This is a genomic window from Bacillus paramobilis (assembly GCF_038096195.1).
In the GTDB taxonomy this organism is placed as follows: domain Bacteria; phylum Bacillota; class Bacilli; order Bacillales; family Bacillaceae_G; genus Bacillus_A; species Bacillus_A mobilis.
Genome location: NZ_CP151108.1, coordinates 2,660,811 through 2,678,906 on the forward strand (window position 1 = coordinate 2,660,811; position 18,096 = coordinate 2,678,906).

Genomic DNA, 18,096 nt, shown 5'->3' on the forward strand with positions numbered 1-18,096 from the left:
TTGTGTATTCTCCGTAAAAAAGTATTATTACCCATATTCCTTTTTTATGGAGAAATATTTATGTGCTTGAAAAACTTATCATATAAAAAGCTGAACGATTAATATTTACGAAAAAATAATGTATAATAATGTGAAATTTATTAAGTTTTTTAATTTTTCCGAAAATATATTTTCGGAACTTTAATAGAAGGAAGAAAGGGAGATGAATTTAAATATAAAAGAAGCCAGCGAAATTCTAGAGCGTACGCCACAAACTTTGGAGTTTTTTTGCTAATTTAGTAAAGGCCTAAGGTGCGAACTAAGGATTATTTAAATTATGTGAGAAAGGTTGTGAAATTATTTAATGAGTTATAAAGCGATGCTGTTTGATTTAGATGATACGTTACTTGATAGAGATAAGGCAGTAGATAATCTGTTTTTATTAGTTTTAGAAAAGTGTTATGAGGATGTTAGTGATACAATCAAAAACAATATGCTACAGAAATTCAAAGAATACGATAAAAGAGAATACGGCATTAGTAATAAAACGATAGTTTTAGAATCATTATTTGATGAATTCGCGCCAATATATAGATTACCACACAATTATATCCAAGATTTTTGGAATGAAAATTTCCCTACATGTTTTTCAATAGACCAAAATACTATTCATTTCTTAAATCATATAAAGAGTCACTTTAAAATTGGAATTATAACAAACGGCTCAACGCATAGACAAAAATCTAAAATAATTAACACGAATTTAAACAATTACTTTGATACGATTATTATTTCTGAAGAAGTAGGATTGAGTAAACCTGATAAACGTATATTCGAACTAGCATTAAATAAGCTTAATGTGCAACCAGAAGATGTATTATTTATTGGAGATGACTTAGAAAAGGATATTGCTGGTCCTCAAAATGCAAATATAAACGGTGTGTGGTTTAACCCTCAGAAAATCAAGAATACTACCCAAATACAACCATATGCCGAGATTAACACTTTGGATAGTTTGTTAAGTTATGTTTCACCACAATATTTTTATAACAAGTAAAACCAATCTCGGTATTTAATAATTTCATTGACCGTATTAGTAATATAAATAATATATATATGAAATAAAAAGAGGCTATTTTATTCACTGTATCTAATTTGAACTATGATTACTATGAAGAGCTGCAATACAAGTTTACTCTTACTGTGTAAGTATAAAAGGAGTGGGACTATGGAAATAAAGAAATTAGTTATCAATGGAATAAATATAGCGGTCATAAAAAACGATAAAGTATTACTTTCCGATGTTCAAACTGCATTGGATCTTATGGCAACAGTTCAATATGAGGTGAATGCGAAACATATTATCATCGACAAATCATTAATAAGCGAAAGTTTCTTTGACTTAAAAACACGACTTGCTGGTGATATTCTTCAAAAGTTTATAAACTACAGAGTAAAGATTGCTATTATTGGAGATTTCTCTATGTATACTAGTAAAAGCTTAAAGGACTTTATATATGAATGTAATAAAGGAAAAGACATTTTTTACTTAGCAACTGAACAGCAAGCAATTGAAAAACTAAGTACATTGAAGCTTTAATAATGCCCCAGTAAAATCTCTTTCTTTTTCACGTCGTTTATTATTTACAACATATAAGAACTGATGTTTGTGATAAACTAAGAGGTGAATAAAGGGGGGATTTTCTTGAATAAATTTAATAATGTAATCCGAAATTTAAACAATATAATTTACAAACCTAACGAATTAATAATCACGAATCTAAAAGAAGAACAGCAAAATGCAGAATATGCAGGTTGTTTATTTCACTTAAATAACAAGACTATCCGTTTTAGAGTATCAAAAATTACTCCTAATAAAATCGGGCAATTTGTTTCTTTTTGGGAAAAAGATGACAATATGCAAAATCAAGCATTTTCTTATGACGCTGCTCCTGACTTATTAGTTATCACTTGTATTGATGATAATAAACTAGGACAATTTATTTTCCCTAAAGAAATTCTACTTAAAGAAAAAATATTGAAAACGCAAAGTCAAAAAGGAAAGATGGCTATAAGAGTTTATCCGCTTTGGGATACTCCTGTTAGCAATCAAGCGAAAAAGAGCCAAATGTGGCAACTTCAATATTTTGTTGATTTAAGTGATCGTAATAATTTACCTACAGATAAACTATTACATTTGTATTCGTAGCTTCTTGTTTTAAGTAACCTTGTGGGTTAGACTTTTTGTACCGGTACAGTTAAACGAAATGTACATTGTTTCAGTACCCCATCAAATTTACAATCAGCATATACTATTTTAACTTATACATGTTAAGGGGTGCTGACTATGACAAGTCTAAAAGAAAAGATGTTTACAAGGTTGAAACTTGCAAACCGTACTGAAGTGAAGTTTGAAGAATTAAATACAATTCTCTTTGCATTTGCACACACTATACCATTTGAGAATTTAGATGTTATAGCACGTAATGCGAATACAATTACTACGGAAAATTTACAGAATAAAATTTTAACTACATCCCGCGGCGGACTTTGTTATGAATTAAATACTCTTTTTTACTACTTTTTAAAAGAATGTGGTTATGATGTACAACTTGCCCTTGGAACCGTATATAAAAATGATATAAACGCATGGGCACTTGAGGATGGGCATATAACGATTATTTTAAATTATACTAACGAACAATACTTAATTGATGTAGGTATTGCTTCATTAGTACCTTTAATCCCTGTACCTTTTACTGGTGAGTCTGTTTCCAGTAAAAACGGTACGTATCGAGTGAAAAAAAGAGACACAAGTAAAGGGAATTACGTTCTAGAAAGAAAAGATACGAACGGAGAGTGTAAAGTTTGTCATGCTTTTTATAATCGTATCATTGATGAGGCAGTAGTGAACGATGTTCAAAGAAGAGTAATAGAAGATGGGAAATCTATTTTCAATAAGGGCCCAATCGCAGTCAAATTAACGGACTCTGGCCATGTTTCTTTAACAAATACTAGTTTAACTGAAATTATTCATGGTGAAAAAGTAAAACGTGAAATTACAGAAGATCAATATAGAGAGCTTTTATATACTTTATTTGCTATTGAGTTGTGATGTAATGAATAGCTAGCCGGTTCTTATGCAGAATCGGCTATTTTATTAACTTTATTTTAAAACTACTATTAAAGTTTGATTTTCTTAATAGATATAATACACTAGAACAGTATGAACAATGAATTTTGAATGAAAAGGAAGATTTTTATGTCAATTATTGATAAATTGAAACTTAATAAGTATACAAATATGGTCGTAATTCATGAACCTAGTGATTATGACATTTTTACAGGGAAAGAAACTGTATTTTCAAAAGAACACGATGCCATTTTTGTTTTTGTAGAAACACTTGATGAAATGGTAAAACAAACGAATTTTATTGTTAGTAATGAAGAATTACTAATTGAAAAAGGTTATATATTCTTCGCGTATCCAAAAAAAGGTAATTCTCGTTATAGTACGTTTATTCACCGTGATGAGATGTTTCCTGCATTAAGCGTTGGCGAAGATGGGTATGTAGGACAGAGTGATATTAAATTTGCAAGAATGGTAAGTATGGACGATGTTTTTACTGTTGTAGGTTTAAAGCGTGAAAAGAAAAAAGAGAAGAAAACGCCTGCTATGAGTCAATGTGTTGCTGATTATGCAGATCGTATTAAAGATGTTGAAGCATTATTGGTTAACCATCCGAATGAACTTACGTTTTATCAAAGTTTAACACCTGGATATCAAAAAGATTGGGCACGTAATTTATTTTCTGTAAAACAAGAAAAAACACGTGATAAACGTCTTGAGAAAATGATTGAAATTCTTTCACAAGGATATAAAACAATTGAATTATTCCGTAAGAAGAAAAAATAATAACTAGGAAAGTCACAATGATGCAACAATTAATTATGCTTAGCACATTGAAAAAAGGATTCCTTTCAGTATACTAAAGTATGTTCTTATATTTAAATAATTAGCAAAAAAGAAAAGGTGTTTAAAATGAAATCGTATATTGTAGTTGGAGCGGGTATTTTAGGAGCGTCTACTGCTTATCATCTTGCTAAAGCAGGTGCGAACGTTACTATCGTGGATCGCCAACAATTAGGTCAAGCAACTGATGCAGCAGCAGGTATTGTATGTCCATGGCTTTCTCAGCGCCGTAATAAAGCGTGGTATAAAATCGTTAAAGGCGGTGCACGTTACTACTCTTCGTTAATCCAACAATTAGAAGAAGACGGTGAAACAGATACAGGTTACAACCGTGTAGGTGCAATTAGTTTACATACTGACGAGAAAAAACTAAATCAAATGGAAGAGCGAGCTTATAAACGACGTGAAGATGCACCAGAGATTGGTGAAATCACTCGCTTATCAGCTGAAGAAACGAAAAAATTATTCCCAGCATTATCAGAAGAATATAGTTCTGTTCATATTAGTGGCGCTGCACGAGTAAATGGAAGATCATTACGTAATGCATTAATAAGTGCTGCGAAAAAACATGGTGCTACTTTTATAAAAGGAGATGCTGTATTAGTTCGTGAAGGTAATCGTATTACTGGAGTTACAGTAAACGATGAAACAATTTTAGCAGAAAAGGTCATTGTAACTGCAGGCGCATGGGCGAATGAAATCTTGAATCCGTTAGGCATTAATTTTTTAGTTACATTCCAAAAAGGACAAATTGTTCATTTGCAAATTGAAAATACAGCAACAGGAAATATGCCAGTTGTAATGCCGCCAAACGATCAATACATTTTAACGTTTGATAATGGTCATGTCGTAATTGGTGCAACACATGAGAATGACACTGGTTTCGATCATCGTGTAACAGCAGGTGGTTTACATGAAGTATTCCATAAAGCATTAACAGTTGCACCTGGTTTAGAAGATGGTACTATGCTTGAAACGAGAGTTGGATTTAGACCATTTACTCCAGGATTCTTACCTGTTATTGGACCACTACCTAACTTTGAAGGTATTCTCATTGCAAACGGATTAGGCGCTTCTGGTTTAACGGCTGGCCCATATTTAGGTTCAGAACTTGCTAAATTAGCACTCGGCCAAACAATAGAATTAGATTTAAACGATTATGACGTTGCTGGTGCAATTGAATAATATGGGGTACTGCTAACATTTAGAAAAAAACACGCTAAGCGAATTCGACAGGAAATAAGCGGTTTTTCCCTCCGTTAAGAGTAAGTCTGTATATGAAAAATAAAATTCTTTAAAAATAGAGGGCTGACACCATAAACCTGCATTATTAATGTAGAATTGTGATGTTTGCTCTTTATTTATATTTATTTAAAGCTTATTTTTGAGAGGAGGTTAAGCAATGAGAGCACCATATCAAGTATTAATATTTCCTTATATAAAAACTGACGATTCTATTCAATATGCCATTTTCAACCGAAGTGATTATGGTTATTGGCAAGGAATAGCTGGTGGTGGAGAAGACGGTGAGATTCCTATTGAATCAGCAAAACGGGAAGCGTTTGAAGAAGCTGGTATTACAAGAGAATGCCCATATATAAAATTAGATTCTGTGTCTTCACTACCAGTAGAGGATGTAGTTGGAGGATTCCTTTGGGGAGAAGATGTTTATGTAATAAAAGAATTTTCTTTCGGAGTTAAAGTCCCTACAAAAAACATCTCATTATCTAAAGAACACTTCATTTATAAGTGGTTATGCTTTGAGGAAGCAGTAACGCTTTTGAAATGGGATAGCAACAAAACAGCATTGTGGGAATTAAACAAAAGACTATTAAAACAATTAAAGTGTTAGCTAATAACGATATTAGTGGAACAAGAATTAAACAATTTAAAAAAGCCTTGCTACATATGGAGTGTAGCAAGGCTTTTATTTTTCGTAGCAATATTTATAGACATATGTAACACATCCCTTCTTGTTTTTCACATAAACATTTTTTCTTTTATACAATAAAAGAAATTTAACAAGAATATATATACAGTATTACAAATCAATATTTTTCTGTTAAACCACCTGTTTTAAATAGAAATACGACTGATAAAACGATAACAACAGCCTTCAAACTCCCCCAATATGGATAAACAGTATGATCTGTTAAACTAGCATATTGAAAAATATTCTCTAAACCGAAAATTCCTATAATGACTGCCAAAAGAAATGCAGCTTTTCCTATATTCGTATTACGATAGAGGGTAAATAAGTATATTGCACATATAAGCGGTACGATGATTTGTAGTAAGATTGCCATAGATTGTCCCCCTAATTTATGTTTTATACTTATTATTATACTATAAATGTAATAATAAGGGATATAAGTTAATTGATGCTAAGTAGAAAACTGACTTGTCTATAGTTTTGATACTAATTGAACTACTCTAATCATATTCTTCTATATAAAAAAGAATACAAAGGGGTGTAAAGTTAATTGACAAAAGTTAAGGTTAGTTTACGACCCATTGTTCATAACATAAATTTACCCACTGTAATAAAAACAGTTATTCTTCCAGGCGAATCGACTGAAAGGCTATTTATCGCAACCCAATTAGGGGAGATTTTCTACATAGGAGACGGCGTCATAAAAACATTTTTAAATATTCGTCATTTGATAATTACATTAGGCACATCTGAAGAAGGTGTTTCTAGTAGTGGCTATGATGAGCGGGGATTGCTAGGACTTGCGTTTCATCCTCAATTTTATCAAAACGGTTTATTTTATCTTCATTATTCAGTAGCTGGAACCCAAGGTCCAGGTGCGCTTTCTGAACAATTTAAACCGAATCCTTGTGACCCGAAAACTTTAAACTTAAAGTGGCTAAATAGAGATACTCAATATGATCATATTGATACAATTGAAGAATGGATTTTACAATCAAACGCTCAACCTCAAAAACGTAGAACATTACTTCATATAAAACGCCCATTTTTTAATCATAATGGAGTAAATACATTAAACTTTTCTCCAGAGACGGGGAAACTTGTTTTTACAAATGGTGATGGTGGCTCGGGTTATGATCCATTTAATTTAAGCCAAGATGATTTAGAAATAGCAGGTAAAATCATTGAAATCGATGTAAGCAAAAATATATTTATAAATAATCCTCCAGTAGTTACGCGCTTTAATGAACTTCCTCTATCTATACAAGAAACACTTACAGTAATTGTGAAAGGTGTTCGTAATATAACCGGCATTTCATTCCAAAGATTTTATAATCAATATATCAAATACGCCGGTAATGTCGGGCAAGATATTGTAGAGTCTATTTTTTCATTTGTCCAATATAAACCGATACCGGTTACTGAACTTGTTCAAATGCATGTAATGAGATTAACTCCCAATCAAGATGGATTTATTAATTTTGGTTGGAGAGGATGGGAAGGAGAATTACCTACTTCTTTTATAAGGCACTGTTCTGAGAATCCTAATTTGGATGAGAGAACAATGGCTTATTATAATGAAACAATAGAAACATCAGTGAAGCGAATTCAGCCACTAATTAGTTATTTTCATAAAGACCCCAGACCAGATAAGTTTGGAGGAACTTCACTAACAGGAGTTCAGCCATATATGGGAACTGCAATCCCAAATTTAAATGGTAGCGTTGTGTTTACCGATCTTGCTAAGAAAGAAGATTCACGGCCGCCAGTTAAAGGTGTTTTAGCATATGTTAGAGCAGGTACAGACGGTAAACATACTGACTTTCATGTTATTGAAACCAATTATGATTTCGGTACGCAAGCAGCTTATTATATGAGTTTAGGAACAAATTCGGATCAAACCAGGTTATATTTAGGAGTTTATGGTTCTATGAAAGTAACTGACTTTAACAAAGGTACTATTTTTGAAATTGTTCCTTAATATGATATAAATTCTCTGATTCATTCTTTTTACAATTGTCTAATGTATAGTGATTGATTTCTAGAAGAGGATACAAATAAACAATAAGTGTATGAATAAAATAGAAAAGTGATGAATTAGGTATCTTTAGGGGGATTTTGATGAATCGGTTTGTACGTTATTGGTGTCAACTTATGATAGAGAATGATGCGAACTTTGTTCATAAAAGAAAATTGTCCCTAACAAATAAGTTAGTCATTACAGCTTTAATGAGTGCTTTGGCCACTATGTTTCAAGCGGCGGGAAACTTAATTCCTGGTATAGGATTATTCATTAGTCCTTTTGCGACGTTACCAATTTTTTTGGCTATTTGCTACTCTATTCGTGAGGGAGTACTTTCTTATATTCTTACTATTCTCCTATTATTTATTATTGAGCCAAGTGAACTAATTGTATTTCCCTTTACTACAGGCTTATTAGGTATAGCCTTAGGACTTTCCTTTATACAATTCAAGAGGAGAATTTGGGTAATTTCCTTTTCTGCGATTTGTCTACTTATAGGAATTATGATTGTTCTAGATATTTTCCGTTTTCCAGTACTTGGTCCTACTATTCATACAACTATGGATATAAAAATTATTTTATCAATATTTATACTAAGCTTTCTATACTGCTGGATCTATGCAGGGCTTTGTAGAATATTGTTGAATAGAGTATATAAAGTATATAAAGTATGGTTCTAACAACTGCATAGAATGGAGATTTAAATCATGTATAACATTGAAATTAGAAGACCTAATTCGGATGATTTAGTGGAACTTCACTTGTTTTTCCATATAGTTATAACGAATGCATATAAAGACGAAGGATTATCACAATTATCGGATGACATAGAAAATGAAATTAACATGAAAAAGCAATATTTGAAAACAGATTTTGATAGTAATGGAGAAAAACGTTACTTTTTATTAGCAATTGATACAAATAACGATAAAATCATTGGAACAATTGAAATTGGTCCAGCAAGTACGTTGATTAATAGTTGTACAGGCGGTGTACTTAAGGATTTGTATGAAATAGGAACTGTATTTATACTTCCGGAGTATCAAAGAAAGGGTATAGGGAGTTTACTACTAAACACAATGTTTCTTACGCTACTTAGCAGGGGAATAACAGAATACTGTTTAGATAGTGGCTACAAAAAAGCGCAAAGTATATGGACGAAGAAGTTTGGAGAGCCTAGTTATGTACTGAAGGATTATTGGGGAGAATCAAGTGATCATATGATTTGGAAGAAGAGTTTACATGATACTCCTATAATATTTGAATTATAAAATGAAATATGCCTCTGAACGTAGCTTTTCTTACGTATGTATGCTATTATTTATCTTTATAATAAAAGAGGACGTGAATGAACTTGATTAAAATTAATATTCCTGAAGCTGATGTTTCAATTACTGAACGTAAACAAGTTATTAAAGGAGATGAGCCAATCATTACTCCGATTAATGGTTTTATCGATTTCCACTTGTTCCCTAGAGATAAAGGCGGCATTTTTATGTTTTATAATATTAATGACGAACTTCTTTTCGTAGGTAAAGCTCGTAAAATTAGACAACGTATTAAGAAGCATTTCGAAGACAATGTTTCACCAATTAAAAATCACCGTGATGAAGTATACCGCATTGATGCATGTATCGTAGAAGATCCAACAGAAAGAGAAATTTACGAAACATTTATCATTAATGAATATAAAGCAAAATATAACGTTGATAAAGTATTCTATAAATAAGTAACAAAAAAACAATCCTAGCACATATACTGGGATTGTTTTTTTATTTAAATTTAGTCCTCATATTTTTCACCTTTTTTTAAATGATTCGCAACAATAAAGCAGCACACACCTATACAAATAAGTACAATTCCACTTGTTTTATGTTTCCCTTCAAAAAAAGGAATATCTGAAATAACATTTGTCATACATAACCCCACAAACACAAGGATTGGTCCTATCCAAAGTAATACATTGCCGAATTTCGTATGTTGCCACATAGTAACCCTCCTGACCTCTTTTTACATATATATCCATAAAATGAAAGTAAATTCATAGAGAAATATAGTTTTTTTCATATCGAAAATTTAACCTTCATATATTGGTACAAGCAAACGAGAAAGGGGACTATCATGAATTGGTTAGAAGCTTTTATTTTAGGAATCATACAAGGTTTAACAGAGTTTTTACCGATAAGTAGTACAGGTCATCTTTATTTAGGAAGGCATATGTTTCAATTAGATGAAGCCGGATTGTTTTTAGATACGATGCTGCATATTGGGACTTTGCTTGCGGTGTTTATTTATTACAAAAAAGAATTTATATATTTAATTAAAAATCCATTTTCAAAACTAATGCTACTACTTATTGTCGGAACGATACCTGCAGTTGTAATTGGATTGTTATTTAAAGACTTCTTTGAGGATATTTCAAAAACAGGTATTACGATTGGTTGGGAGTTTTTAGTGACAGGTTTATTTTTATATATGGCCGATAAACAAAAAAATGGTCGTAAAAAAATGGATGACATTACATATAAAGATGCATTTATCATCGGTTCTTTTCAAGCAGCTGCTATTTTTCCGGCAATTTCTCGTTCTGGTATGACAATCGTCGCAGCATTATGGAGGAAATTAGACCGCGAAACCGCTGCTTACTTTTCTTTTTTATTATCAACGCCAGCCATTGTCGGAGCTATTATTTTGCAATTAGCAGATGTTTATCAAGGGCAAGCAGAATCTATTTCTAGTACATCTTTAATTGTCGGAACGTTATCAGCTGCGTTTTTTGGTTACATAGCCGTTTCATGGATGATTCAATACTTAAAACGTCACTCATTAAAAGTATTCGCGTATTACGTATGGGGATTAGGTATTTTAATATTAACGTTGCAATATACTCATGTGTTTTAATTTAGTAACAGATCCTGTTTCATTCATACAAGGCAGGGTCTTTTTTCATTAAGGGGGCAAATATGTTTAATAAGGCTATCGTTATCGGAGGAAGTATAGCAGGAAAACTCGCAGCAAAAGCATTATCAACTGCTTTTAAAGAAGTACTCATTATAGAAGCTGGTGAAAGATGGGATGGAAAAGCTTCTAGAAAAAGAGTTCCACAAAGTAATCATCCTCATGTGTTATTAAAAGGTGGAGAAAAAGCGATTGAGGAATTGTTTCCTACTATCACTAATGAATTAATTGAAGCGGGTAGTATCGTAAATAACTTTACCCGTGATTTAAAATGGCATCAATTTGGTTTATGGAAACAAACATTCACAGGAGAAGTACATATGATTCAACAAAGTAGATTTTTGCTTGAATGGCATATTCAAAAACGAATAGATCAGGTTTCTAATATTACTATTAAATATGAAACATTGATTGAAGGGTTATTAATAGATGGAAAACGTAACAAAGTATGTGGAGTAAAAGCGAAATGTTTAGAGACTGGCACACAAGAAGAAATTCAAGCAGATATAGTTGTTGATGCAAGTGGATTCGGTTCAAAAAGTATAGCGTGGTTACGTGAATATAATATCGAAGTGCAAGAAGAGAAAGCGCGTATTGATTTATTTTACGCAACTAGAATGTTTAAACTTAAAGGAAATGAAAAATTAGACTGCTGTAATATGCTAATGTCTCCAAGTTTCCCAGATAATCCGTATGGCGTTCTTATTCAAACGATTGAAGATAATCGTTATTTTGTTACTTTCAGCGGATATGCAAATGAAACAGCGCCACAAACAGATGAGGAATTTTATAATTTTGCTGAAAACCTATCAATTTCTAATGTTACTGATTTTCTAAATAAAGCAGAGCCAATTTCACATATTAAAACGTACAAAATTCCTTATCAAGTACGTCGGCGATTTGATTTAGTGAATGATCTACCCGAAAGACTATTAGTAGTTGGGGATGCACATTGTCGTTTTGATCCTGTATTCGGGCAAGGTGTTTCAGTTGCTGCTATGGAAGCTCACCAATTACAGTTACTTTTACAAAGAAGACAAAAACTTAATAAAGCATTTACTCAACAGTTTTATAAAGAGACCGCTCATATCATACAAACTCCATGGGAAATGACTACAACGGAGATATCACGCCATCCTCAGCTAAAAAGAGAATTAACGATAAAGCAAAAAATTCAGCTTTGGTATACGAAACAAATATATGAACTATCTGCAAGTGACTCTGACATTTATATTCGATTAGTAAGAGTGATGAATTTAATTCGTAGTCCATTTCACCTATTTCATCCGAAAGTGCTACTCGCTGTGTTACTGAAGCGAAAGAAATAGCAGGAAAATAGTTGATTAAAAAAGAATATATAACAGTTAGTAGATATAGAAGGGGTAAACGAAATGAAAATATACATAGAACAATTAAAGAAAAACGATGCGAAGGATTTATTTACGTTTGAACTTACGAATAAATCTTTTTTTGAAACAATGGTACCAAATCGCGGCTCGCAATATTTCGATTTTGAATATTTTCAAAAACTACTAGACGATTTATTAATAGAACAGGCGGATGGAGATTCTTATTTTTATTTAATTCGTAATGAAGAAAAAGAAATTGTAGGACGAATAAATTTAGTAGATATAGATACGGAAAACCGAAGCAGTTCGCTAGGGTATCGAGTCGGAGAAAAGTTTACTAAAAAAGGAGTTGCAACAGCAGCTGTAAAATTAGTTTTAGACGTGGCGAAAAATAACGAAATTAATGAGGTTCATGCTAAAACAACTACTAATAATCTCGCATCACAAGTTGTACTAGAAAAAAGCGGATTTTCTTCTTGTCAAAACGAAGTAGATACAAATTCTGTAGAATTAAACGGGGAGCATGTGAAGTTTGTACATTATATATGGAGAAATACTTCGCGCTTATAATAAGGGGGACTTATACATGAATGATTTACGTTATCCAATTGGCCAATTTACATACAAACGTCCTATAACGGAAGAAATGATTGATACATGGATTCAAGAAATTGAAGAATTACCTAATGAACTAACAAAGGCAATCAAAGATTTAGATCAGAAGCAGTTAGACACACCGTATCGAGTTGGTGGATGGACAGTTCGTCAAGTTGTACATCACGTTGTTGATAGCCATATGAATAGCTACATACGCTTTAAATTAGCACTAACAGAAAAGAACCCAACTATTAAACCATATAAAGAAGAGAAGTGGGCAGAACTACCCGATTCTAAATTACCAGTAGATGTTTCACTAGTAATGTTAGATTCATTACATAAAAGATGGGTTAACCTTTTATATTCTCTAGAACTTAAAGATTTAGAAAAAACATTTAACCATCCTGAAACCGGTGAAACAAAACTCGCTGTTGCAATTGGGTTATATGCATGGCACGGACGTCATCATACAGCTCATATCACTTCATTAAGAAAAAGACTAAATTGGTAACATGGAGATTATTTTAGAGAAGGCGATAGAAAATGATGCAGCAGTTTTATTTCAAATGCAAATAGACTCGTTTAACCCTTTATTAAATAAATATAAAGACTATGAAACAAATCCAGCAAATGAATCTATTGAAAAAACGATTTTAAGGATAAATAATCCCAGCAGTAACTATTATAAAATGATAATAGATTCTAACCTTGTTGGAGCGATATGCATTTCCAAAAAAGAAATACCATATAAATTTTGGATTAGTCCAATGTTCATTCATCCAAACTATCAAGGGAAAGGAATCGCTCAGAAGGTACTTAAATTAATTGAAGAGATGTTTTTAGAAGCACGGAGCTTTGAACTTGCTACAATTTTAGAAGAAGAAAGAAATTGTTTTCTATACGAAAAGATGGGGTATAAAAGAACAGAAGTAATAAAGAAATTAAATGAAAAAACTACACTTATTTATTACAAAAAAGAAAGGTAAAGCATTTGAAATACGCTTTACCTTTTTATGCTATTTGAGATTAAATATACAAAAAAGATGCATACTCTTCCAAAATACTCGGGTTTTTAATTTTTAAAATGAATAAACATACAAAAATACGTTATTTCGTCGTATATGTTACTAACGCTTTTTGAATGCTTAAAACACTATCGTCACCTTTAAATTCTTTCGTAATTGGCGTACTCAAACTAGATACCCAAATTTTAAGCTCAGCATCTAAATCAAAATGCCCAGCTGTTTCAACGCTAAATTGTGTAATGCTTTTGTAAGGAATAGAATGATACTCTGTTTTTTTACCTGATATCCCTTGTTTATCTACTAGAATAAGACGACGATTTGTAAATACGATTAAATCACGAATTAATTTATAAGCATGCTCAACTTTCTCGTCCTCTAACATAATCTTCTCTAAATCACGTTCTACACTTTCTGTACTCGCATTTGATGCATTTCCTAAAATACCGCTAAATAAACCCATAGGAAATTCCTCCTCCGTTATTTGTGGAATGTGTTACTTATATTGTACCATGCTATTTACTAAGAAATTATGACATTACTTTAGTAGTTTCTGGTTATTGTTGCAATTCATTTATATAACCTCATCTTAAAATCTTGTGCTAACATGTAAGTAAGAAAAAAGAAGCAGAGGGATATAGCATGAAAAATATCGGTTTAGTATTAGAAGGCGGAGGAATGAAAGGGTTATATACTGCAGGAGTACTCGAATATTTTATGGAAAAGAACTTATACTTTCCTTATGTAGTTGGCGTATCCGCTGGAGCATGTATGGGCGCAACTTATTTATCACGTCAAAAAGGAAGGAATAAAAAAGTAAATACAGAGCTCGTATCAGATCACCGTTATATATCTTATCGAAATTTGATTCGAAAACGTGAATTATTTGGAATGGATTTTCTATTTGATGAAGTCCCGAATAAAATTGTACCATTTGATTTTCAAACTTTTTTAAACTCAAATGAACAGTTTGTTATAGGCACGACGGATTGTAATTCAGGAAAAGCAGTTTATTACAATAAAATAGAACACGGTAATGATATTTTAAAAATCATTCGTGCATCAAGCTCGGTCCCCTTTATAGCACCTGTTGTAGAATATGATAATCGAAAATTGCTAGATGGAGGGATTATAGATCCTATACCGGTTTTAAAAGCGCAAACTGATGGTTATCAAAAGAACGTCGTAATTATGACAAAGCCAGTAGGATATGAGAAGCAGCCAAATAAGTTTTCTGGACTAGCTAAAATTTTATATAGAAAATATCCGAATATCGCAGAGTCTTTAGTAGAACATTATCGTTTTTATAATGAGACGATATCCTATATGAATCGAATAGAACAAAAAGACAAATTTTATGTAATTCAGCCTAGCGTACAGCTTCCTATAAGTGGAATAGAAAGAAATAAAGAGAAACTTGTTAATCTATATAATCTTGGTTATACAGATGCTCAATATCATTATGAAAAATTATTAAGGTGGATAGAAAAATAAAGGGGTGGAAAGTTGCTATTAGGAAAAAAGGTTATTTTTAATGAATTGCAGAAAATGCATAGTTCACTGCATAAACCGTTTCCGTATCGTGCTACAGCAAAATTGCAGCGAGATTTAAAAAGTATATTTACCGAAAAAGACTGTATAAACGCTGATTTTAATTATTATTGGATGCATACAGCAGGTACTTTAAGTTCTGTAATAAATGGAAATGAACAGAACATTACGTATCAGCAAATACAATGGCTAAGCAAATCGTTTTTTGAATGGTTTCCGCAATATCGTTTTCTAGAAACAAAAATTGTGAAGTATCCCGTTTTGTATAGAGATTTCATGAATTATGAGAAGATCCGAAAACTATTACTATATTATCTTACTGAATAAAAATAAAAACGTACAAGTTATGCTGCTTGTGCGTTTTTTGTTCATAAAAAAGACAATATTTATACCTTGTTTAAATAGGAATTTTAAAGTGCAGAAAGAAGTACTTATAGAATCATGCAAGGGAGGAGAGAGGGATTTAGCGATTGTTTTCCTTTAATGCATTGTCCAACTCAAATAAAGTTTGTTATTTATGTTAAAATATTTCGAGTAAAATTAAGTGCTTATTTTATCAATAACAAAACAAGAAGGGACAACAGTAAAATGGAAAACGTATCAAATCTAGATAAATCGGAATCAATAAAATCTTTACAATCAACAATTCGTAAACTTGAAAACGCCCTATTACAGATGACTCAAAAAGGTGTAAATACTACATTAGTGAAAAAACGACTTAAAGCTGTTAGCGTAGGATTAGCAGTGCTAGAAAACGTTTGGAATCAAGAAAGTCACCAGTATAACCAAGAAGAGTTAATAAAAGCTCGTAATGTCCTTGCTGGTTTACTTCCATCAATTGAGAAGGCTTATGATAAATCTAAAGCTGGAAGTCCGCAAAAAACGCTTTTAACAAGACGGATAAAAGCATTAGAACTTTCTATTCAGGCAATTGATAAACTTTCTAATAAATAACTCATTTAAATACATAACATCCTAATCCTAAATTTTATAAAAGCAATCTAGTGAAAAGAAATACAAAGGAGGAAGATGGGTGACTTCAATAATTAGTCCTAAGTTAAAGGAGCTTACTAATCAATTAAAGAATGGCAACGAGCAAGCTTTTAATACTTTTTTGCATGAAATAAAGTCGAATAGTACGCCACTAATTGAACAATGTCCTGTAGATAGTCAATATAGGCTTATAACGTATATTTGGTTAGGGGACCGAAAAACTGAAAACGTTTATGTATTCGGTAGTTTTCCAGGTTGGGATCTGTCTGTAAATCAACTACAACGGTTGTTACAGACAGATATTTGGTATGTAACGTTTCGGACAAATGAACATTTTATTTCAACTTACTATTTTTCAGTAAACGATTTTTTCGAAAACGATTGGATAAAGCGTAGTGAACAGTATCGATTAGACCAATTTAATGAAAATACATTTGGAGAAGGTACCAATAAAGCGTCTTTGTTAAATATAGAAATGGAAGTGCAGTATAGCAGTCGTTTTCCTTCAAAGTATTATCCATCCGGAAAAATTGAAACATATTCTTTTCATAGTTCAATTTTAAATAACACACGTAAAATTCATATTTATACGCCTCATGATTATTCTCACACTTCACATCTTCAAGAACTTCTCATTGTATTTGATGGGAATTCATTCATTAATGACCTTTCAATCGCAAAAACACTCAATTATTTAATTTACGAAAAAGAAATCCCATCTTGTATTGCTGTTGCTATAGAACCAGTTAATCGGCTAGAAGAGCTAACTTATAACGATAAAATGAATGCATTTTTAACAGAGGAATTACTTCCGTGGATTCAGGCGAAGTATCGTGTGCATCAAGAAGCGAACCATACAACAATTGCCGGTTTCAGTCTTGGTAGCCTAGCAGCTTGTTATGCAGCGCTTCAAAATCCACACATTTTCGGGAACGTGTTATCAATGTCTGGATCCGTACATTGGAAAAAAGATGCTTATGAAAATAAAATTCCTTGGATTGAAAATCAAATTTCAACTATAAATTCAAATGCAACTAAACCTCATTTTTATATAGCAGCAGGAGAACTTGAAAACAAACCTCTTTTAACGGCTAATAGACGCCTGTATAAAGCTTTAAAAGAAAAAGGGTACCAAATTACTTATGAAGAGTTTCAAGGCGGACATGACGGTGTTTGGTGGCGAGAAAAGTTATTTGACGGGTTGAAAGCTTTAAAACTTACAAAAAACACACTATAAAATAAAAAGGAGAGAGAATCTATGAATCAAGAAGAACTAGATAAAAAACTAAAAAAGCAAGAGATTTTAGTAAAAGATGAGAAAGTTTGGTCCTATACGTATGAGGATCATATTAGTTCTATCGTTAAAGAAGCAGAAAAGAAAGGGTCTTTTGATAATATGCCTGGTAAAGGGAAACCCCTAAATCTAGATAAAGACCTTTCATACAATCCTGAAAAGCAACTGTATAGAACGTTAAAAAATAATCATGTTTTACCAAGGTGGATTGAGCTTTCAAAAGAAATTGATGATTTAAAAGAAAGACTAAAAGAAAATACAAATACTGCAGAAGCAGCGGATTTAATTCGAACTATTAATAAAAAGGTTTTAGAACATAACTTACTTTGTCCACCAAGTGCGCAAAAAACAAGGGTGAAAACGGACTTTTAACAATTTTCAATGAAGCTATCTTTTGCTATATAATTAAGTAAGGCGTTTTTAA

At 32.0% G+C, this 18,096-nt stretch carries 24 protein-coding genes; 21 read left to right on the top strand and 3 right to left on the bottom strand.

What is annotated here, in order from left to right:
• Nucleotides 1–343: 343 nt before the first annotated feature.
• The 7 genes from AABL52_RS13770 to AABL52_RS13800 all read left to right on the top strand — a co-directional run bounded on the left by AABL52_RS13770 (nt 344) and on the right by AABL52_RS13800 (nt 5,804).
• A complete protein-coding gene (locus AABL52_RS13770; protein ID WP_341517674.1) occupies nt 344–1,036 on the top strand; it encodes an HAD family hydrolase in 693 nt (230 codons plus the stop codon).
• Between the two features lie 171 nt (nt 1,037–1,207).
• On the top strand, nt 1,208–1,579 hold the full coding sequence (locus tag AABL52_RS13775; RefSeq protein ID WP_341517675.1) for a DUF4180 domain-containing protein: 372 nt from the start codon (nt 1,208–1,210) through the stop codon (nt 1,577–1,579).
• Between the two features lie 105 nt (nt 1,580–1,684).
• Nucleotides 1,685–2,188, top strand: coding sequence for a MepB family protein (locus AABL52_RS13780; protein ID WP_341517676.1), 504 nt, complete (start codon nt 1,685–1,687; stop codon nt 2,186–2,188).
• A gap of 138 nt (nt 2,189–2,326) precedes the next feature.
• Complete coding sequence (locus AABL52_RS13785; protein ID WP_341517677.1) at nt 2,327–3,094, top strand: arylamine N-acetyltransferase family protein; 768 nt, start codon at nt 2,327–2,329, stop codon at nt 3,092–3,094.
• A gap of 147 nt (nt 3,095–3,241) precedes the next feature.
• On the top strand, nt 3,242–3,895 hold the full coding sequence (locus tag AABL52_RS13790) for a YdeI/OmpD-associated family protein (RefSeq protein ID WP_341517678.1): 654 nt from the start codon (nt 3,242–3,244) through the stop codon (nt 3,893–3,895).
• Between the two features lie 126 nt (nt 3,896–4,021).
• Nucleotides 4,022–5,137: an NAD(P)/FAD-dependent oxidoreductase gene (locus tag AABL52_RS13795; protein WP_341517679.1), complete on the top strand. Its 1,116-nt coding sequence runs from the start codon at nt 4,022–4,024 to the stop codon at nt 5,135–5,137.
• Nucleotides 5,138–5,354: 217 nt separating this feature from the next.
• Nucleotides 5,355–5,804, top strand: a complete 450-nt coding sequence (locus tag AABL52_RS13800) for an NUDIX hydrolase (RefSeq protein ID WP_341517680.1) — start codon at nt 5,355–5,357, stop codon at nt 5,802–5,804.
• Nucleotides 5,805–6,000: 196 nt separating this feature from the next.
• Here the strand turns inward: AABL52_RS13800 and AABL52_RS13805 are convergent, their stop codons facing one another.
• Entirely contained in the window at nt 6,001–6,258 is a 258-nt protein-coding gene (locus tag AABL52_RS13805; protein WP_341517681.1) for a hypothetical protein, read from the bottom strand.
• 177 nt (nt 6,259–6,435) lie between these two features.
• On the opposite strand from AABL52_RS13805, the gene AABL52_RS13810 reads away from it, so the two are divergent.
• The 4 genes from AABL52_RS13810 (at nt 6,436) to AABL52_RS13825 (ending at nt 9,637) form a co-directional block, all read left to right on the top strand.
• Entirely contained in the window at nt 6,436–7,866 is a 1,431-nt protein-coding gene (locus AABL52_RS13810) for a PQQ-dependent sugar dehydrogenase (protein WP_341517682.1), read from the top strand.
• A gap of 140 nt (nt 7,867–8,006) precedes the next feature.
• Nucleotides 8,007–8,588, top strand: coding sequence for a hypothetical protein (locus tag AABL52_RS13815; protein ID WP_341517683.1), 582 nt, complete (start codon nt 8,007–8,009; stop codon nt 8,586–8,588).
• A gap of 27 nt (nt 8,589–8,615) precedes the next feature.
• On the top strand, nt 8,616–9,179 hold the full coding sequence (locus AABL52_RS13820) for a GNAT family N-acetyltransferase (RefSeq protein ID WP_016134637.1): 564 nt from the start codon (nt 8,616–8,618) through the stop codon (nt 9,177–9,179).
• A gap of 77 nt (nt 9,180–9,256) precedes the next feature.
• Entirely contained in the window at nt 9,257–9,637 is a 381-nt protein-coding gene (locus AABL52_RS13825) for a nucleotide excision repair endonuclease (protein ID WP_340420118.1), read from the top strand.
• Between the two features lie 53 nt (nt 9,638–9,690).
• Here the strand turns inward: AABL52_RS13825 and AABL52_RS13830 are convergent, their stop codons facing one another.
• Nucleotides 9,691–9,897: a hypothetical protein gene (locus AABL52_RS13830; protein WP_016134636.1), complete on the bottom strand. Its 207-nt coding sequence runs from the start codon at nt 9,895–9,897 to the stop codon at nt 9,691–9,693.
• A 132-nt stretch (nt 9,898–10,029) separates the two neighbouring features.
• Here AABL52_RS13830 and AABL52_RS13835 point away from each other — a divergent pair, with 132 nt between their 5' ends.
• The 5 genes from AABL52_RS13835 (at nt 10,030) to AABL52_RS13855 (ending at nt 13,798) form a co-directional block, all read left to right on the top strand.
• The gene (locus tag AABL52_RS13835; protein ID WP_341517684.1) at nt 10,030–10,809 is read left to right on the top strand and encodes an undecaprenyl-diphosphate phosphatase; all 780 of its coding nucleotides are present in this window, start codon (nt 10,030–10,032) and stop codon (nt 10,807–10,809) included.
• A 62-nt stretch (nt 10,810–10,871) separates the two neighbouring features.
• On the top strand, nt 10,872–12,194 hold the full coding sequence (locus AABL52_RS13840) for an FAD-dependent oxidoreductase (RefSeq protein WP_341517685.1): 1,323 nt from the start codon (nt 10,872–10,874) through the stop codon (nt 12,192–12,194).
• A gap of 63 nt (nt 12,195–12,257) precedes the next feature.
• Nucleotides 12,258–12,785, top strand: a complete 528-nt coding sequence (locus AABL52_RS13845) for a GNAT family N-acetyltransferase (RefSeq protein ID WP_341517686.1) — start codon at nt 12,258–12,260, stop codon at nt 12,783–12,785.
• A 16-nt stretch (nt 12,786–12,801) separates the two neighbouring features.
• On the top strand, nt 12,802–13,323 hold the full coding sequence (locus AABL52_RS13850; RefSeq protein ID WP_097844855.1) for a YfiT family bacillithiol transferase: 522 nt from the start codon (nt 12,802–12,804) through the stop codon (nt 13,321–13,323).
• 1 nt (nt 13,324) lies between these two features.
• On the top strand, nt 13,325–13,798 hold the full coding sequence (locus AABL52_RS13855; protein WP_341517687.1) for a GNAT family N-acetyltransferase: 474 nt from the start codon (nt 13,325–13,327) through the stop codon (nt 13,796–13,798).
• 121 nt (nt 13,799–13,919) lie between these two features.
• Here the strand turns inward: AABL52_RS13855 and AABL52_RS13860 are convergent, their stop codons facing one another.
• Entirely contained in the window at nt 13,920–14,297 is a 378-nt protein-coding gene (locus tag AABL52_RS13860; protein ID WP_097844857.1) for a PH domain-containing protein, read from the bottom strand.
• A 179-nt stretch (nt 14,298–14,476) separates the two neighbouring features.
• On the opposite strand from AABL52_RS13860, the gene AABL52_RS13865 reads away from it, so the two are divergent.
• The 5 genes from AABL52_RS13865 (at nt 14,477) to AABL52_RS13885 (ending at nt 18,044) form a co-directional block, all read left to right on the top strand.
• Nucleotides 14,477–15,328 carry a patatin-like phospholipase family protein gene (locus tag AABL52_RS13865; protein ID WP_097844858.1) on the top strand — a complete coding sequence of 284 codons (852 nt, stop codon included), beginning with the start codon at nt 14,477–14,479 and terminating at the stop codon, nt 15,326–15,328.
• 12 nt (nt 15,329–15,340) lie between these two features.
• The gene (locus AABL52_RS13870) at nt 15,341–15,712 is read left to right on the top strand and encodes a YxiJ-like family protein (RefSeq protein WP_341517688.1); all 372 of its coding nucleotides are present in this window, start codon (nt 15,341–15,343) and stop codon (nt 15,710–15,712) included.
• 261 nt (nt 15,713–15,973) lie between these two features.
• Complete coding sequence (locus tag AABL52_RS13875; protein WP_341517689.1) at nt 15,974–16,339, top strand: hypothetical protein; 366 nt, start codon at nt 15,974–15,976, stop codon at nt 16,337–16,339.
• 79 nt (nt 16,340–16,418) lie between these two features.
• The gene (locus tag AABL52_RS13880; protein WP_341517690.1) at nt 16,419–17,615 is read left to right on the top strand and encodes an alpha/beta hydrolase; all 1,197 of its coding nucleotides are present in this window, start codon (nt 16,419–16,421) and stop codon (nt 17,613–17,615) included.
• A gap of 21 nt (nt 17,616–17,636) precedes the next feature.
• Complete coding sequence (locus AABL52_RS13885) at nt 17,637–18,044, top strand: DUF1992 domain-containing protein (RefSeq protein ID WP_166703855.1); 408 nt, start codon at nt 17,637–17,639, stop codon at nt 18,042–18,044.
• Nucleotides 18,045–18,096 lie beyond the last annotated feature (52 nt).

Bases quoted from the DNA above. Each gene is read 5' to 3' on its own strand.
- AABL52_RS13785 (WP_341517677.1), top strand. From the start codon at position 2,327: ATGACAAGTCTAAAAGAAAAGATGTTTACAAGGTTGAAACTTGCAAAC.
- AABL52_RS13835 (WP_341517684.1), top strand. From the start codon at position 10,030: ATGAATTGGTTAGAAGCTTTTATTTTAGGAATCATACAAGGTTTAACA.
- AABL52_RS13850 (WP_097844855.1), top strand. From the start codon at position 12,802: ATGAATGATTTACGTTATCCAATTGGCCAATTTACATACAAACGTCCT.
- AABL52_RS13845 (WP_341517686.1), top strand. From the start codon at position 12,258: ATGAAAATATACATAGAACAATTAAAGAAAAACGATGCGAAGGATTTA.
- AABL52_RS13800 (WP_341517680.1), top strand. From the start codon at position 5,355: ATGAGAGCACCATATCAAGTATTAATATTTCCTTATATAAAAACTGAC.
- AABL52_RS13885 (WP_166703855.1), top strand. From the start codon at position 17,637: ATGAATCAAGAAGAACTAGATAAAAAACTAAAAAAGCAAGAGATTTTA.
- AABL52_RS13875 (WP_341517689.1), top strand. From the start codon at position 15,974: ATGGAAAACGTATCAAATCTAGATAAATCGGAATCAATAAAATCTTTA.
- AABL52_RS13825 (WP_340420118.1), top strand. From the start codon at position 9,257: ATGAACTTGATTAAAATTAATATTCCTGAAGCTGATGTTTCAATTACT.
- AABL52_RS13775 (WP_341517675.1), top strand. From the start codon at position 1,208: ATGGAAATAAAGAAATTAGTTATCAATGGAATAAATATAGCGGTCATA.
- AABL52_RS13865 (WP_097844858.1), top strand. From the start codon at position 14,477: ATGAAAAATATCGGTTTAGTATTAGAAGGCGGAGGAATGAAAGGGTTA.
- AABL52_RS13805 (WP_341517681.1), bottom strand. From the start codon at position 6,258: ATGGCAATCTTACTACAAATCATCGTACCGCTTATATGTGCAATATAC.
- AABL52_RS13790 (WP_341517678.1), top strand. From the start codon at position 3,242: ATGTCAATTATTGATAAATTGAAACTTAATAAGTATACAAATATGGTC.
- AABL52_RS13860 (WP_097844857.1), bottom strand. From the start codon at position 14,297: ATGGGTTTATTTAGCGGTATTTTAGGAAATGCATCAAATGCGAGTACA.
- AABL52_RS13770 (WP_341517674.1), top strand. From the start codon at position 344: ATGAGTTATAAAGCGATGCTGTTTGATTTAGATGATACGTTACTTGAT.
- AABL52_RS13830 (WP_016134636.1), bottom strand. From the start codon at position 9,897: ATGTGGCAACATACGAAATTCGGCAATGTATTACTTTGGATAGGACCA.
- AABL52_RS13820 (WP_016134637.1), top strand. From the start codon at position 8,616: ATGTATAACATTGAAATTAGAAGACCTAATTCGGATGATTTAGTGGAA.
- AABL52_RS13855 (WP_341517687.1), top strand. From the start codon at position 13,325: ATGGAGATTATTTTAGAGAAGGCGATAGAAAATGATGCAGCAGTTTTA.
- AABL52_RS13815 (WP_341517683.1), top strand. From the start codon at position 8,007: ATGAATCGGTTTGTACGTTATTGGTGTCAACTTATGATAGAGAATGAT.
- AABL52_RS13795 (WP_341517679.1), top strand. From the start codon at position 4,022: ATGAAATCGTATATTGTAGTTGGAGCGGGTATTTTAGGAGCGTCTACT.
- AABL52_RS13840 (WP_341517685.1), top strand. From the start codon at position 10,872: ATGTTTAATAAGGCTATCGTTATCGGAGGAAGTATAGCAGGAAAACTC.